General features: G+C 48.1%; 16 protein-coding genes and 1 pseudogene. 14 read left to right on the top strand and 3 right to left on the bottom strand.

All coding sequences use genetic code 11. From position 1 onward, the window contains the following. Positions 1 to 14 precede the first annotated feature (14 nt). Positions 15 to 542 carry a hypothetical protein gene (locus V6942_RS07280; RefSeq protein ID WP_000108266.1) on the bottom strand — a complete coding sequence of 176 codons (528 nt, stop codon included), beginning with the start codon at positions 540 to 542 and terminating at the stop codon, positions 15 to 17. A gap of 12 nt (positions 543 to 554) precedes the next feature. Continuing rightward, on the bottom strand, positions 555 to 824 hold the full coding sequence (locus V6942_RS07275) for a helix-turn-helix domain-containing protein (RefSeq protein WP_001442951.1): 270 nt from the start codon (positions 822 to 824) through the stop codon (positions 555 to 557). Between the two features lie 120 nt (positions 825 to 944). Here V6942_RS07275 and V6942_RS07270 point away from each other — a divergent pair, with 120 nt between their 5' ends. The 7 genes and pseudogenes from V6942_RS07270 to V6942_RS07240 all read left to right on the top strand — a co-directional run bounded on the left by V6942_RS07270 (position 945) and on the right by V6942_RS07240 (position 4857). Then, entirely contained in the window at positions 945 to 1325 is a 381-nt protein-coding gene (locus tag V6942_RS07270) for a hypothetical protein (protein WP_032333280.1), read from the top strand. A gap of 157 nt (positions 1326 to 1482) precedes the next feature. Next, positions 1483 to 2025 (top strand): hypothetical protein, encoded by a 543-nt coding sequence (locus V6942_RS07265; protein WP_000174655.1) that lies wholly within the window; start codon positions 1483 to 1485, stop codon positions 2023 to 2025. 22 nt (positions 2026 to 2047) lie between these two features. Next, the gene (locus tag V6942_RS07260) at positions 2048 to 2536 is read left to right on the top strand and encodes a JAB domain-containing protein (protein WP_045146589.1); all 489 of its coding nucleotides are present in this window, start codon (positions 2048 to 2050) and stop codon (positions 2534 to 2536) included. Between the two features lie 91 nt (positions 2537 to 2627). Continuing rightward, positions 2628 to 3059, top strand: a complete 432-nt coding sequence (locus tag V6942_RS07255; protein WP_136374382.1) for a DUF2787 family protein — start codon at positions 2628 to 2630, stop codon at positions 3057 to 3059. Between the two features lie 138 nt (positions 3060 to 3197). After that, positions 3198 to 3560: pseudogene (locus V6942_RS07250) on the top strand (TA system toxin CbtA family protein); the annotation flags it as partial. 39 nt (positions 3561 to 3599) lie between these two features. Continuing rightward, complete coding sequence (locus V6942_RS07245; RefSeq protein WP_282097671.1) at positions 3600 to 3815, top strand: DUF905 family protein; 216 nt, start codon at positions 3600 to 3602, stop codon at positions 3813 to 3815. 94 nt (positions 3816 to 3909) lie between these two features. Beyond that, complete coding sequence (locus V6942_RS07240) at positions 3910 to 4857, top strand: tyrosine-type recombinase/integrase (protein ID WP_136374380.1); 948 nt, start codon at positions 3910 to 3912, stop codon at positions 4855 to 4857. A gap of 296 nt (positions 4858 to 5153) precedes the next feature. On the opposite strand, the gene V6942_RS07235 is transcribed toward V6942_RS07240, so the two are convergent. Next, the gene (locus V6942_RS07235) at positions 5154 to 5684 is read right to left on the bottom strand and encodes a hypothetical protein (RefSeq protein WP_262817493.1); all 531 of its coding nucleotides are present in this window, start codon (positions 5682 to 5684) and stop codon (positions 5154 to 5156) included. Positions 5685 to 5891: 207 nt separating this feature from the next. On the opposite strand from V6942_RS07235, the gene V6942_RS07230 reads away from it, so the two are divergent. The 7 genes from V6942_RS07230 (at position 5892) to V6942_RS07200 (ending at position 14860) form a co-directional block, all read left to right on the top strand. Next, positions 5892 to 6098: a helix-turn-helix transcriptional regulator gene (locus tag V6942_RS07230; RefSeq protein ID WP_136374378.1), complete on the top strand. Its 207-nt coding sequence runs from the start codon at positions 5892 to 5894 to the stop codon at positions 6096 to 6098. Positions 6099 to 6201: 103 nt separating this feature from the next. Beyond that, a complete protein-coding gene (locus V6942_RS07225; RefSeq protein ID WP_136374377.1) occupies positions 6202 to 7296 on the top strand; it encodes a hypothetical protein in 1095 nt (364 codons plus the stop codon). Positions 7297 to 7650: 354 nt separating this feature from the next. After that, entirely contained in the window at positions 7651 to 9135 is a 1485-nt protein-coding gene (locus V6942_RS07220; RefSeq protein WP_136374376.1) for a hypothetical protein, read from the top strand. A gap of 136 nt (positions 9136 to 9271) precedes the next feature. Beyond that, positions 9272 to 10807 (top strand): type I restriction-modification system subunit M, encoded by a 1536-nt coding sequence (locus tag V6942_RS07215; protein WP_262817495.1) that lies wholly within the window; start codon positions 9272 to 9274, stop codon positions 10805 to 10807. Continuing rightward, positions 10807 to 12309, top strand: a complete 1503-nt coding sequence (locus tag V6942_RS07210) for a restriction endonuclease subunit S (protein ID WP_262817496.1) — start codon at positions 10807 to 10809, stop codon at positions 12307 to 12309. The genes V6942_RS07215 and V6942_RS07210 overlap by 1 nt, the downstream gene beginning before the upstream one ends. 2 nt (positions 12310 to 12311) lie before the next feature. Further along, positions 12312 to 14057 carry an AAA family ATPase gene (locus V6942_RS07205; protein WP_262817497.1) on the top strand — a complete coding sequence of 582 codons (1746 nt, stop codon included), beginning with the start codon at positions 12312 to 12314 and terminating at the stop codon, positions 14055 to 14057. After that, the gene (locus tag V6942_RS07200; protein ID WP_262817498.1) at positions 14054 to 14860 is read left to right on the top strand and encodes a hypothetical protein; all 807 of its coding nucleotides are present in this window, start codon (positions 14054 to 14056) and stop codon (positions 14858 to 14860) included. Before V6942_RS07205 ends, V6942_RS07200 begins: the two co-directional genes overlap by 4 nt. Positions 14861 to 14890 lie beyond the last annotated feature (30 nt).

Here is a 14890-nt window from a genome sequence, read left to right as displayed (position 1 = left end):
TATGCGCGCTACCGTTAACGGATGCGGATATTTCTGGTGATTTTCCTGGGTGTCAGCGGGCTGCGTTTTTCCACAAAGAAATACGCAACATTGAACGCTGATTTACGATGGTTGCCTCGGCCCAGGGAGGGCCAGTTTCTGAAGGACTCAATCTGTTCTTCGGTATAGGGCGTGTCAGAAAAATCGAACAGTACCAGCAGGGCTTTGCCGTCATACTTCATCAGTTTCTTTACCTCCGTGCTGTTGACTGAGGCTGACAGTGCAGAACGGGCGGCTCCTGGCTTACGGACGGCGAACTCCACCGCCACATCGTCAATGACGAAATCAATATAGCCATGCCCGGAGATACTGCCGGGCAGTTTCCCCCGGACTTCCGGTGAGACGCTGTCGGCAAACCAACCCAGCAGGTAGCAGCGTACCAGCGGTAGCAACTCCCGTTCACTGCATTCGTTAAGGCGCAGGGTTTTGACAAATGCTTTCCGGTAAAGGGAACTAAAAAGGTACTCAAAGCATTCCGTTACTTCAGTAATGGTGGTCGACATACCCTGCTTCCTTCAGCTTTCGTTTTTGACAGACCTACCTGCATAGCGCTCAGGCCAGATGGTTTCGGGCGTAGTGTTCAGTGCCTCCGCAATAATCTTTTCCGCCCGCGGATAGTGGCGCTCAAAAGCGTTATTCAGCGTCCTGGAAGCCAGCCCGTGTTGCCGGGAGAGAGCTGACAGGGAAAGTCCCCGCTTATGCAGGGCGGCGACAATATCTGCCCGGTGCCAGTTAACAGCACTTCCCTTACTTCGCTTTTTTTGCGAATCTGTTGAGTTACTCAATGTATTCACTCCGGGTTGTTAGTACCGGAGATATTAAAAGCGAACAAAAGGAAGTTATCAAGTTCCTTTTATGGTTATTTGCGCTCATTTAACTAACGCTTTGATAAGAGGTGAAATTTTATGAGCAGTGAACAGATGACTGAGCCCTGTGATGCCGGAATGACGGACAGGGGGGAGTGGCTTACAGCAGAGCAGTTTGCCGGAATGGAAGGAATGCCGGGCACAGCGAAAGGGGCGCGGCTACGTCTGGAAAAGCTCACAGCCCTACATCCGGAAATCCGCCGCAAACGCACCAGTGGGAAGGGGTTTCTGTACCATATCAGCGCGGCAGGGATGGCGTTGAAAAGTGAGCGGGATGCGGCAGATACCTCAGCAGACGAGCAGCTTAACCTGTGGATACAGTTGTTCCGTACCATGAAACCGGCCTCTAGGGATAAACTTTTGCAGCAGGCTCTGGCTCAGGTTGCAAGGGACCTGTCTGAAGGAGACGTTAACCAGTAACAAGTGAAGGAGTCGCTGGATAAGTGATAACAAGAATCACTTGCATTAATATATTGATTTTGTTATAATTTATACAGTGGCAGCCATCATGCGCTCAGCCACTGTATCACCACCATTCCGGCTGGTTCACAGCCATCACTTATCCCGGAAATTTACAATGACACTTCCTCGAGACGTTCATGCGTCCCGCCAGGGACAGCATGACTATTTGTGTGGCATCTACAGCCTGATTAATACCCTGAGTTACCTCTATGACGGCAGAGTAAGGCGGGAAAAATTAATGTACCGCCTGCTAAGCAGCTATAAGCGACGATGGGACTTATTTGATCTCCTGACGCTTGGCCTGGATGAAGAGCAGATGGACCACCTGATAGCAGATGTTCTGCTGAGAGGGCATTACGCCCAACATTATCCCCTCTATTTTCATACTCCCTTCCGTTATCGAACCTTGAGAACTCACCGAATATTTCATGATATCAGCGACTGGCTGGCTTCACCGGAGAATCAAGCGCAGCGCGTGGTGATTATGGGGACCACATGGCACTGGTCAGTGGTGGTTCGTACCGATGCTACCCGGTTGTTTTTGTTTGATAGCCTGGGGATACGCAGCCAGCGAAAGGACACGTTTTCAGTACAACCTGAGCTGAAGCGCCATACGTTGCTGCCGGATGCCATTTACTTTGTTGAACGTGAATTCTGAACTAAAAGGTAAGGAGTACATCATGACGTTTATCGCAAGTGATCGTAGCGGTCATTATCAGACGCTGGAGCCGGTTACCCGCGAACAGATTATCCGGTTTGCCCATTCTTTGCTGACCCGCCAGTTTCGCAATCGCCGAAAAATCACCTCATCTGAAGATGTACGTCAGTGGCTGGTGATGAAGCTGGCGCTTGAAAACCGTGAATCTTTTGGTGTGATAATGCTTTCACAGCAACATCATATTCTCGGCTATCAGACATTGTTTACCGGTACGCTGAGCCAGACGATGGTTTATCCCCGCGAAATAGTCAGCCTGGCACTGACGCACAACGCTGCTGCTGTGATACTGGTGCATAACCATCCCAGTGGTGAGCCTGAACCGAGCCAGGCCGATAAACTCATTACCCAAAAAATTACAGACGCACTGGCGTTGCTGGATATCCGCGTGACCGACCATCTCATTGTGGGAGGCGACAAAGCCTGGTCTTTCGCTGAACACGGGTTACTGTGAGTTACCTGGTTTAATACACATTATCCACGCTAAGACACGTCCGCTTTATCCCTTCACGTTTTTTTAAACTGTAAATACTGAGGTTTTACCCATGAACATCAATGCCGTTATTCAGCCGGCAGGCTTTGTGCTGCCTGTCAGTCTGCAGTTGTTCGACATGCTGATGGCAGAGGCGAGAGAAATACCCGCTCACAAGCATCGCGTCACCGCCGTTACACTCAACTTCCGGGACCCGGACTACAGCGCGGAGCGGGGCGGTTATCACCCGGTGGAAATCCGGCTGGTTCACCAGGGGGACGAGTGGTGCCTGGACTATGCCACCGATTTTGGCTACGTCGGCACGGTCTACCCGGAACTGGAGAAAATCATCGATATCAGTTGGTCGCAGGGCTACGTCTGGCACTGGCGGACAGGGGATTTGTCCCCGTCTGACGCGCGGGCGCTCTACACCTTGTGGGAGCGCAACTTCCTGAGCTATCACGCCAGTGGGGTCTACACCACCCGTGTGCTGTGGGAAAGCTGAACCACTGAGCTGTCGGGCGCACCGGTAAACATCCGTTCTCCCTTCTGGCGGGCGGATTTCCATAAGCGCGGATCGGGTTGCCGTTCATGTTCGCGCCTTCTTTTCAATACCATTCACATTACCTACGAGAATACTGTCATGAAAAAACAACCTGTCTCACCGACACGGGTGACATCGTGCTGCCTGTCGCCCGCTGATGTCTGGCGTACCCTGCTGACTCACCTGCTGGCACAGCACTACGGGCTTGCCCTCAACGATACGCCGTTTGGTGAGGAAGGCACCATTCAGGCGCATATTGACGCTGGTGTTTCCATGATGGAAGCCCTGAATACCGTCGTTGAGAAGTATGACCTGGTACGCACAGATCGGGGCCATGCGGGCTTTCACCCTGACTCCTCATTGATTACTGCTATTGATGTTCTCCGGGCGCGAAAAGCCACCGGGCTCCTGAAGCGGGAAACGTATCAGGTCGTCAGTTACATCACGCAGGGGCGCAGGCCCGGCCCGGACAGCTCAGTACCAGCAAGCCCCTCCACGCCGTTGCCATTGCTACCATCGGACACATTCACCCGACAGGACGCGGAGTCCATTATGGCGGCGTATGACCGTGTGGCTATTGAGGATGACCAGCATACCCATTTCCGTCTGGCAATACGCGATGCTGAAGGTCAGCTTATCTGGCGGGCATGGAACTTTGAGTCAGGAGCCGGGCAGGGGCTTAACCACTATCTGCAACGTTATGGTGTGAAAAAGTGACCACACAGGGCTGAATGGCATCACCAGATGAATTGACGGCTTCCCCGGTCTGCATGGCCGGGATACTCCATTTTTAAGTATTGAGGATGATGTTATGACCTCGAACCGCAAGGGCAGGCGTGCGGAAACTGTGCGCCAAAAAAACGTCCCCACCATCAACCCGGCACAGCTTTGGCTGGCAGGTCTGACGCCTGCCGGGCGCAAGGGGATGCAAAGCCAGCTTCGGCGCTGTGCCGGTATCCTGCTTCCGGGCTCGGATACCAACAGCTATCCCTGGCAGATGCTGAACTACACGGGGGTGATGCTGGTCCGTGCGCACATGCTGGATGCTGGCTATGCTGTTGCTACCGTGAACATGGCACTGTCGGCGCTGAAATCGGTTGCCATGAGCGCGTTCAGTATGGGTCTGATGGATGCTGACACGCTTGCGCGCATACGCAACGTTAGGCGGGTCAGTGGTGACGGTTGTAGGCTGGGGCGTGCGCTGGCCCGCCATGAAATTCGGTCAATGCTGGCGGCGGCAGCGACGTTCTCCGCTGTGCGCTGTCAGCGCGAACGGGCCATTTTGTTGCTTCTGTGTGGTGCCGGGCTGCGAGCGGGTGAGCTGGTTGCCCTCAATGCGGAGGATATTGACGTTGCCGCAGGGATTGTCTGGGTCAGGGAGGGGAAAGGGCGCAAAAGTCGTGATATTCACCTTGCCGCGAAGGTATGCACGCAACTGCGCCGCTGGCTGAAGTGCCGTGGAGACCATGAAGGGCCGTTGTTCAGTCGTATCAGCCGGGCAGACCGGCCAGGGCCACACAGGCTTACCACGACTGGATTGACGGGGCTGTTAGCACAGCTACGCGAGGCCGCTGGCGTAAACTATTTCACCCCGCACGACCTCAGACGAACGTTCATCACACAGTTGCTGGAGCAGGGAGCCGACCTCAACGTGGTACGCCAGCTTGCGGGGCATGCCGATATCGCCACAACCACCCGATATGACTACAGAGGCCGGGGTACGCAGGACAGAGCCTCTAGGGCTTTCTGTTGCTGGTAAATCATCATGGGGTGGGGGATGGCCTTCGTCACCTGCTGATTAAATTCACCAGAGGGTCCCGGAGATATTTTTGATGCCCCAAAGGCACGTCCAGGGCGGGCTCAGTGCAATGGGGTGGCCGGGGAAATACGACCAACTCACCACCCCTGATGAATGACACTATCGTACTCCCCCGCGTGGGGGGATAACGTGGCAGCATACTTTTCCTCAAAGTGGGTACAGCATATGCCTGTAATCAAGACGACGCCATAGTCTCACTTGTCAGCACTTCCTTAGCCAGACAGAATTGTTCTTTATCAGGCGTTCCCGACGCGCCGCTTTGTGGGGTTGGCGGGGCGCTGGACGCCATCCAGTTTTTCCATTATCCGTATCAGGCTTCGATAGTTTGTTAGCAGCGCTAGGCTTGTGCTTGACCACTTTACGTTCTTCTTTGGTTGTCCGCGGCTGATGGACTGTGGGGAGGGGTATTTCTTGCGCAACATTTCGATAGTTTCATCCACTGAGTGAGTTCCACGTAATTGATGAAATTCCAGATATAGTTTTTTCAGCAGTTTCGCTTCTTTCGACACGGGTTCGTATACATAGTCTATGTAGACCATGTTGATCACATCACTCAGCGCTTTCCGGTATACGTTCCCCATGCCTTTCTTCAGCGTTGAGTAATCCTCGCCATCGAGCCAGTTGGTTATTTCCAGCAATCGCGCCAGGCTGTCTTCATGTAGGTTGGTTTCAAACCGCTTTCCATATTTCTCCTCCAGCCCTTCCCGGCTTTTCTGCTTAGGCGTCTTGGGCTCCGCCTCACCCATATTTTCTTCGTTTTTTCCCATAACTCATACCTCACTTTCGGATTGCCACTATCAGAGGTCTTTTTGGACCGTCATAAATCAATGACGGTCATTCTACACCGAAGAATGACCGTCCAAAAGTGGGCCGCGAACACTTTGACCGGCGATCGCCATGAATAATCGGCCGAAATCAACTTTGTAAAGGGAGGGCTGGCCGCCCGCTGGGGGTGGATAGATGGAGTTAAAAGTATGAATAACTGCAGGCTGCTCGATATCAAGACAGTGCTCGGGATGTACCCAGTATCACGCGCAACGCTATATCGCCAGATCAAGGCGGGGCTCTTTCCGGAGCCTGTACGCATCGGTACCCGTCGGGTGGCATGGCGTATGGAGGATATCCACGCGCATATCAGTGGGCTGCCCAATGTTGAGCTGGCTGAAGCAGCTCGTCTGTAAGCCTCATATAGCCCCTCGTACAGGGGGTCATTCACCATAGTCAGTAGCAACCTCTACGGATAGCTGCTGCCCATGAATGGCCGTGAGGCTAAGGGAACTGGCGATGATTACAGTTAATCGTGAGCGTGTGGACAATCTCTCCGGGTCTGTATACCTGGGGCGAAATACTGACGGCAATAGGTGCTATGGGCGAATTGATAAACTCGCCTGGGTAATGGATTTGTCTGATGATAGCGAGAATGCAGTGCTGAGCGGGCGTCTGGCTGGGCTGCGAGCGGGAGGAAACTATATCGTGCGGTGCCGCCCTGCCGGTAAAGGGGAGTGTTCTGGCCTCTATCGATCCGTGGTGGAGATCCGTCTCAAGAGCAAATCCAGTCATCATCCGCTGATGCTGGTCATTTACTTTGCGCCGACGAATACGGTGCGGGGCTCAGTGCGTATGGAAATGAGTCCTCAGCACTATTCAGCAGAGCAGATCACCGGACTGTTCATCTGGCTTGGGCGTAAGGGACGTCTGGGGAAGTACCTGTACAGGGGGTTGCGCCAGGCATGGGTGACGTCCATTCACTACGCACTGGATGTAAAGGGAATGAAACTTCATGACTACCTGATTGGTCTGGCAAAGGTTCATGATGGTGAGTTTTACGATTTGTATGGTGAACACGAAGGGTTGCGTCTGGGCTCTGCCACGCTGGTAGCCTCTGTCTACGCCAAGGTCCATTCTCCGTCGTTGAGCGTGGAGGAGCGCTATGCATCTCCAAAGATTACGCTGGAGGAGGCACAATTCGAGCGTTTTTTACGTCTGGAACTTCGCCTGCAGCCGGGGCGTCAGCAACTGAAGCTGAGTCAGATGACGAGTATGGCCAGTCTGGTCAGCAGGCTGATGTTCTGGCGTCGGGAGGTACTCCAGGATCGTTGGCTGGATCCGGATTTTGCGCAGCGGCTGGTGTTAATGTCAGTACCACGCGCACGGGCCACATTTGAACCCGCGACGAGTCTGAATGGTCGACTTGTCAGTACGGCTCCAAAGGCCGCCAGGAAACGCGTGGACAAGGTCATGGCTAATTACCGGGTGGCATTGTTTGATTCTGCGGCTATCTGGGACCAGTTGCCGGTCATTCTCGCAAAACTCGGGCTTCTCGCGCAGCCTCAGTACTGGATTTACCGTAATCGCGTGAAGTGGCGAGGGAGCCGCTGAAGATAAGCCAGAAGTATATCAGAGGGGGTGTGATGCCACCCTCGTCTGTTGGCGACCAAAAAAAGGGCTCCCCCTGATATATTCTGTGAGGCACGCCTCATCACAGCTGAACAGGGGGTATGGCTATAGTATGGTGTATACAGTATATACCAGTACCAGTCTGTTCTTCCTCTAGAACCCTCAATGAGATTGCGACAAGCCACAAGGCATTGTTTTGAGGAAAATTCAGATCCTGAGATAGCCCCCCAAAAAGTGCAGCCAGCCTGAGTCACATCACTCAGCGCAACCGTAATTCACTGTGCAAATGTACAGCCTGTAAACAGGCAGCATGTTCATAAAACGGAGCACAGTGAAATGAAAGCCTACTGCACACAAAACAATATTCTCGTCACGGAAAGCACGATGAATGCTTTCAGCGAGGCTATTTTTAGCGTCCCATTCGACGACGCATGTGACGGGCGATGCAAGCCAACGTGGTATATGTCCATTGCTATTTTTTTGCAGCATCTTATTTGCAGCGCCACTGCGAGCCGTAACACGCGTAAGCGGTCGCAATTTAAGGGGAACCGACTATGGACCTGTTCAGTTCCGTTTCCTTATGCACTGGGAGAAAAAGTGGCTCCGGCAGTATTCAGACGCTCAAGAGAGCTACCGTTTGAAAGAGCGCTGGAAAAGCTAGAGGAAGTAGGGTTTATCAGAATCATTACACACGATGTTATACGTCACAAATGCCGGGAATTTGCGCTTTCTCGGCGGTTTCTCGACGTGCTGTTTCCCGGGGACAGAACTGCTTATCTCAACCTGGAAGATCGGTATGGCTATCTGACCGATGTTTACCGCAGACGTATGGGACCGATGACGCTGGAAGAACGGCTTGCTCAGGCCATGTTACGAAAGTGCAAAGTCAGGCATTTAACGTCAACCCGGAATATACCTGATAAGGCCTTTCGTGAGCGGGTTGCAGCGGTGTATGACCGGCTTGAAGCGTTGCCGGTTAACATCGATGCGCTGAGGATGTACTGTAACGAGCAACCATCCACTGTGAACAGGGTTTATTATCACAATTTTATCAGCCATCTTTGTGAAGCCGGTGTTGACGTTATCAGCCTGAGTCCGTTAATCGTCTCATATCGGCAGGTATATCGTACGGCTAGGCTGGGCGGGCGTTCGTTTGAGGTGGGGAAGGGGTTTCAGTATCTGCCAAAAGGCATGAAATGGGCATGTCTGGGGCAGGGCTATAACTACGATATAAAAAGCAGCCAGCTTGAGATACTGCGTCATGAGCTGCAGCGTATCGGATTATCCGATAAAAACCTGAAGCGGCTGGAAACGGATTACATTACAAAGAAACTGGGCGTCACCACGGATGAGGTAAAACAATTCAGGTTTGCCGCTATTTTTAGCGCCGGTTCGGTCAGCCTATCGGTGAAAAGTGGAGTAAGGAAGAGGCTGAATAAAGTTCTGGGCGATAAGAAGGCAGAAAAAGTGCTCAAACGCTGGAAAAAATTGATGCAACCGCTGCGGGAAGATCTGAAGAGGCTGACCGACGATTATTTGGCGACGGGAACCACAAATCGATACGGGCTTAGCGTGAAAAATGCTGTGGGGCAGAATTTTAACTGTAGCTGGAAGAATTTCAGCGCCAGACAGGCATGGCAGCCAGCGCAGATGCGCCGAAAGCTACTTGCGCACATGTTACAGGGGCTGGAAAGCCAGGCTGTGTACGATTACGTTGCCATCCATAAGGGCGTTTGCGCACTGGAGCACGATGGGTTTGTTTCATATGAAGAGGTCACTGACTGGTCCCATCCATATCTTTTGATTGAGAAAAAGCATTGAAGCAAGTTATACATTATCTAAATCTGAGAGCTCATAGACAGGGCTGTTGCCCGGTTAAATTATTGTATCTTTTCATTATGTTATAGTGTATTCTCATTTAAAGTGAGCGCAACTATATCCTGAGTTAATTGAAAATATGAAGCAAGAAACGATCGTTCAAAAAATTTGGAGTCTCTGCAACATACTAAGAGGTGATGGTATCACCTATTATCAGTATGTTTCTGAACTAAGTTATTTGCTTTTTCTGAAGATTGCTCAAGAGAATGGTTCAGAAAAACTGATACCTCAAGGCTACCGTTGGGCTGATCTTGAATCCCATCCAGAAGCAGGATTATTAGGGTTTTATCAAGAGATGCTCACCCACTTGGGTGCGCATGTTAAAAATGAAGTCATAAGAGAGATTTACGCATTCCCTACAACTGTTTTCTCCCATTCTGAAAATTTAAAAGCTGTTGTAGATGGTATTTCGAAAATAGAGTGGCACCAAGTAGGAAAAGATGGATTTGGCGACCTCTATAGTGGCTTAATTGATAAAAGTGCTCAGGATACTCGTTCTGGAGCAGGGCAGTATTTCACTCCACGTTCTTTAGTCAATACTATAGTGAGATTAATACAGCCAGAGTGTGGCGAATTAATTCAAGATCCAGCGACTGGAAGTGGCGGCTTCTTAATTTCTGCTGACAGCTATATTCGGAATAAATATTCACGAGAAAAATACAAATCTAACCCTCCTAAATATCAAGGGGTGGAAATAGAGAAAAATACTCGTCGAATTTGCTTAATGAATGCCTTTTTACATAATTTAGACGCAAATATTATTTATGGCGATGCACTGACTGATGACGTAGCCGAGTTGGACAAAGCCGATGTAATCGTAGCCAACCCTCCCTTTGGCAATAAGGCCGGGGGACAACGTCCTTTGCGCAACGATATTCCATTCCCCAATACAAATAAGCAACTCGCTTTTTTGCAGCATATTTATTTGGGGCTTAGAGCTGGCGGTCGGGCTGCTGTCGTGTTGCCAGATAACGTATTGTTTGAATCCGGTGTCGGTACTGATGTACGCCGCGACTTAATGAATAAGTGCAATTTGCATACTATTTTGCGCTTGCCTACCGGTATCTTTTACGCTCCAGGCGTTAAAACTAATGTCTTGTTCTTTACCAAAGGCTCCGCCAAAGACAAATCTCAGCAAGAGAACTGTACTAAAAACATCTGGGTATACGACCTACGTACCAATATGCCCAGCTTTGGTAAACGCACACCCTTTGGTAATGCCGACATTGGCTTTGCACCAGAAGGCTTTGGCACAGACCCACACCTCGGTGCATTTGAGAGAGTGTTTGGCGACAGTCCCGATGGAACCAGCAAGCGTACAGAAGGTGAATATAGCTTTGGCGCGCAAGATATTGAAGTAGATAAAGAGGCCATAGAAGAAAATAAGGATATTGATGAACAGCTCGCTCATTCTCGCTGGCGCTGCTTTAGTCGAGAGTGGATCGCCAGCACCAAGGGCGACTCTCTGGATATCTCCTGGCTAAAAGATAAAGATAGTGTAGATACCGCTGGTTTGCCGGAGCCGGACGTACTGGCGAGCGAGGCAAGAGAGGAATTAGAGGCTGCATTGAACGAGCTGGACAGGCTGTTGACGGCATTAGAAGAGGCGAATTAATGAACAAAGTTAATTTACCAGAGGGATGGTGCCTTACAACTCTAGGAAACGTAGTTGAATTAAAATACGGCAAGTCTTTACCTGCCTCAAAAAGAGACAATGGGAAATTTTCAGTTTTTGGTTCAAACGGCATCGTTGGAAGCCATTCCGAACCATTAGTAAAAACAGAAGGTATTATCGTGGGCCGAAAAGGCTCATATGGGGAAGTGCATCTATCAAACTCTCCATTTTTCCCAATCGATACAACTTATTATGTGGATAATCTATTTAACCAACCATTAAAATATTGGTTTTATCAGCTTAAGGCGTTACCTCTAACAGAGTTGAATAGATCTACAGCAATACCCGGTTTAAACAGGGAAGATGCATATAGTCAATATATAGCACTTCCTCCGCTAGCCGAACAAAAAATGATTGCTGATAAACTTGACGCTCTGCTGGCGCAGGTGCAAGCTACCAAATCCCGCCTCGAACGCATACCCAAAATTCTAAAAACTTTCCGCCAATCAGTGCTAGCCGCGGCTGTAAGCGGCAAGCTAACAGAGGAGTGGCGAGTCACCAACGCTAAAGTGTTTGGTGAGATTAAACCTCTGGCATTTGCAGGGAAAGTAATTGCGGGACAATCACCTAGCAAATCAGAAGTTAATTCTGAAGGTAAAGGTGAGCCATATGTAACTGGCCCAGAACAGTGGGATGGTAGACAAATATTGCATCACAAATGGACTGAGTATCCGAAGCGAATGGCTCCAGAAAGGTCAATATTTGTGACCGTTAAAGGTGCCGGAGTTGGCACTACATTTCCTGGTTGCTATGCTGCAATTGGGCGAGATGTATATGCATTCGTACCTAATGAAAATATGAACTACACCTATATTCTTTTTGCCATTCAGGCATCAGCAAAAGATGTTGTTTTAAAAGCAAAAGGGCTGATTCCTGGCTTAACTAAAAGCGATATAGTTGACCACGAAGTGTATTTGCCTTCAATCAATGAACAAACTGAAATCGTCCATCGTGTTGAAGAACTCTTCGCCTTTTCCGATTCCATCGAGCAAAAAACTAATTCTGCATTGGCACGGGTGAATAATCTCACTCAATCAGTTTTAGCCAAAGCTTTTCGTGGTGAGCTTACTACTGATTGGCGAGCAATTCACCCAGATTTAATCAGTAGTGAAAATAGCGCTGAAGCTTTACTTAAAAAAATAAAAATTGAACGAGAGACAATAAAAAAACAGCCCCGTTCTTCTATAGTCAAGAAAAAAAAGGAGAGTTCTACTATTATGGCGAATAAACTTATTAGTGTGCTTGAAGAAACCAGAGATTGGATAGCTGCACAAGAAGCTTTTCGTCTGTGTGGAGTGGCAGATGGAACACCGACTGAGCGAATAGAAGAACTATACTCTGAATTGCGTGATTTAGACAAAGCTGGTCGCTTGAAAATTGATCCCGTGACTGATGAGCAAGGTCGGAAGCTTTATGACCGCTTGAAATTGGTAGGAGTCTAAATATGCGTCTGGACAAGCTAACAATTGGAAGTCTTAAAGATAGCCCATCGCATCAGTTTAAAAATCTGAAGAATGTTACTATCGATTTTGCTCAAGGACGTTGGGTGACAGTAGTAATTGGTTGGAATGGCACTGGCAAGTCTAATGTTCTAGAGGCTTTGGCTATTATATTTCGTGACTTAATTGCTAAGAAACGCACTCCAGAATTTGCCTTTCAACTTTCCTACTGCATGGGAGCGGGTAATGACAAGCAAAGAATACGCATTGATGCCGACCCTGACCGTAAGAAAGACGCATTTTTAATTTACGTTACTAACCTAAAAGAAAATAAATCAAATAATAATATCCTTGACGCTCAAGATCTTGACGTTGATTATACAACACTATCTGAAAAACCGATAAAACTGACTGCGTTCCTTAACTCTGATACACAGTATCTGCCTCATTATGTATTCAGCTATTACTCTGGCGAAAGCTCACGAATGCATGAAGTATTTCGTCCTTATCTAGAAAGTTATGATAGTAAACTGCGTAACGGTGTAGACCCTGGGCTAAAGCGCCTATTCTATGCGATGCCAGTACATAGCCAGTTTGTCTTACTAGCCTTTATGATCCAACAATCAGACGATGTACGGGAATTACTTGAAAAAGACATGGGCATTGATCCAGATGAGGGTATTGAATCAGTTCTCTTTGTTCTAAAGCAGCCAGGATGGAGTAAAAGAAGAGGAAAAAAAAATAACTCGGACGGAGATGATAGATTTTGGGGTTCAAAAGGTGTCGTTCAAACCTTTTTAGATCGTCTGCAAAATATAGCTATGGCACCGATTAAAGTAAAACGAGACAAGCAAATTACTCTTTGGAATAAGGAATCTACTGAGTTTCAATATCTTTTTATTAAGGATATACATGCTCTCCGAAGTCTTGTTGATAATCAGTCCCCTGCACAATTTTTCCGTGATTTAGAAAGTACTTATGTTTCTGAGTTAATTGAAGAAGTTCGTATTCGTGTACGCTTAAAGAAAAATGATGGAAGTGTAACTTTTCGTGAGCTAAGTGAAGGAGAGCAACAGTTACTCACCGTATTAGGTTTGCTACGTTTCACTGCCGAAGAAGAAAGTCTTTTTTTGCTTGATGAGCCAGATACACATCTAAATCCTCGTTGGAGTGTGGATTATATCTCTTATCTAAAGAGATTTATCATAGATGGTGCTCAACAAACAGAAACCAGTCATATCCTAATGACAACGCATAATCCACTTGCCATTGCCGAATTAGAGCGCGAACAGGTACAGATTTTATGTATGTCAAAACAAGAGGAGCGTCGTCAAATTGTCGCATGCTATCCAGAAATAGCACCTCGAGGAATGGGATATGCTGCGATCGTAACGAGCGACATGTTTGGTATCGCTTCTACATTAGATCAGCCAACCCAGCTTCTACTCGAAGAGCAGAGAGCTTTTGCTGCCAAAGAAACGTTAACTTTAGATGAGCAACACGATTTAGATTCAATTAATGCCAAGCTTGACAGGCTTGGATTTAGATTTTTCCATCCAGATGATGAATATTCACGTTATCTACGCTTAAGAAATTCAATTTTGGTTGAACGATTTAATACTGAACTACCTCAAGAATTAGCAAAGCAAGTGGTTGAAATGCCTCGTGCAGAGCGTGAGGAATTAGCTAAATACTTAATTGCAGAGCTCCTATCGAAACATCCAAATAAGGATGAAGGAGAAAACTCTTGAGATATGTAAGTCGGCTAAAATTATCTATGCCTACAGGTTGGTTACAGCGAGCTCAAAGAGCTACACAAGCGGTTGCCTCTGGGGCAGCCCCTAATGATTACGACCATATTTGGCGTGAATTAAAAGATGGATTAGCAGAATTACTGCACGACAAGTGTTGGTACTGTGAGTCTCCCATAACCCGTTCTGATAATGCGGTAGATCATTTTCGTCCTAAAAATTGTGTTAGTGATGCAATAAATCAACATGATGGCTATAAATGGTTAGCTTTCGATCGATTTAATTTTCGCTATGCTTGTACTTACTGTAATAGCAGGCGCTTAGGTGTTAATACAGCAGGAGGAAAAGCAGATCGTTTTCCTCTAATCGATGAAACTTCACGTGTATATAGCGAAGGTCCCATAGATCAAGAATATCCAATGCTCTTAGATCCTTGTGAACTTACAGATTGGAAATTACTGGGTTGTCATCAGGAAAATGGGCAGCCTTGTGCAACTAGTACAGATACTATATCCAAACAGCGTGCAGAAGTTTCTATAGAAGTTTACCATTTGAACTATGAGCCTACTTGTAAGCATAGACATACTGTTGCAGTTCAACTTATGGCTGATCTTGATGAAGCTAAACGCCTTTTTGAGCTGTCTACCCATGATCATAGTAGACGAAGTGATTTCATAAGAGTAGCTGAACGTTTACGACGAGCAATAGACCGAGACGCACCTTTTAGTGGTGATATGCATTTTCTCATGCGTGGGCAACGCAGTGCTGCGCACTCATGGATACAAGATCTATTAGAGGCATAATCTGATAATTTTGGTATAATGTTTGAGTGA

The organism is Kluyvera genomosp. 2, assembly GCF_036759865.1.
Classification (GTDB): Bacteria; Pseudomonadota; Gammaproteobacteria; order Enterobacterales; family Enterobacteriaceae; genus Kluyvera; species Kluyvera ascorbata_B.
This window is presented reverse-complemented; position numbering and strand designations above follow the sequence as displayed.